The organism is Kitasatospora sp. NPDC022785, assembly GCF_055561295.1.
In genome coordinates this window covers 1-1,330 of record NZ_JBVHHB010000073.1, presented here as the reverse complement: position 1 = coordinate 1,330, position 1,330 = coordinate 1, and the positions used below count along the sequence as shown (strand labels likewise).

The window sequence follows — 1,330 nt, the reverse complement described above, 5'->3', positions numbered from 1 at the left end:
TGCTGCAATGACACGACTTCGGTGATGTGCTTGAGCCCCGCTACATTGTCGGCGCGGAATCACTTGACCAGTGAGCTATTACGCACTCTTTCAAGGGTGGCTGCTTCTAAGCCAACCTCCTGGTTGTCTCTGCGACTCCACATCCTTTCCCACTTAGCACACGCTTAGGGACCTTAGTCGGTGTTCTGGGCTGTTTCCCTCTCGACCATGGAGCTTATCCCCCACAGTCTCACTGCCACGCTCTCACTTACCGGCATTCGGAGTTTGGCTAAGGTCAGTAACCCGGTGAGGCCCATCGCCTATCCAGTGCTCTACCTCCGGCAAGAAACACGTGACGCTGCACCTAAATGCATTTCGGGGAGAACCAGCTATCACGGAGTTTGATTGGCCTTTCACCCCTAACCACAGGTCATCCCCCAGGTTTTCAACCCTGGTGGGTTCGGTCCTCCACGAAGTCTTACCTCCGCTTCAACCTGCCCATGGCTAGATCACTCCGCTTCGGGTCTTGGGCGTGCAACTCAAACGCCCTATTCGGACTCGCTTTCGCTACGGCTACCCCACACGGGTTAACCTCGCTACACACCGCAAACTCGCAGGCTCATTCTTCAAAAGGCACGCAGTCACGAGACACACAGCAAGCTGCATGTCCGACGCTCCCACGGCTTGTAGGCACACGGTTTCAGGTACTATTTCACTCCGCTCCCGCGGTACTTTTCACCATTCCCTCACGGTACTATCCGCTATCGGTCACCAGGGAATATTTAGGCTTAGCGGGTGGTCCCGCCAGATTCACACGGGATTTCTCGGGCCCCGTGCTACTTGGGAGTTTCTCAAACGAGCCGTACAGATTTCGTCTACGGGGGTCTTACCCTCTACGCCGGACCTTTCGCATGTCCTTCGACTATCCATACGGTTTCTGACTCGCCGACCGGCCGGCAGACCGGTCAAGAAAAATCCCACGACCCCCAAGTGGCAACCCCTGCCGGGTCTCACACCACCTGGGTTTAGCCTCATCCGGTTTCGCTCGCCACTACTCCCGGAATCACGGTTGTTTTCTCTTCCTGCGGGTACTGAGATGTTTCACTTCCCCGCGTTCCCTCCACATACCCTATGTGTTCAGGTATGGGTGACAGCCCATGACGACTGCCGGGTTTCCCCATTCGGAAACCCCCGGATCAAAGCCTGGTTGACGGCTCCCCGGGGACTATCGTGGCCTCCCACGTCCTTCATCGGTTCCTGGTGCCAAGGCATCCACCGTGCGCCCTTAAAAACTTGGCCACAGATGCTCGCGTCCACTGTGCAGTTCTCAAACAACGACCAGTCACCCACC

General features: G+C 56.7%; 1 rRNA gene. It reads right to left on the bottom strand.

The features are described 5' to 3' along the window. Positions 1–1,278, bottom strand: a 23S ribosomal RNA gene (locus tag ACZ3YO_RS39895); the annotation flags it as partial. Positions 1,279–1,330 lie beyond the last annotated feature (52 nt).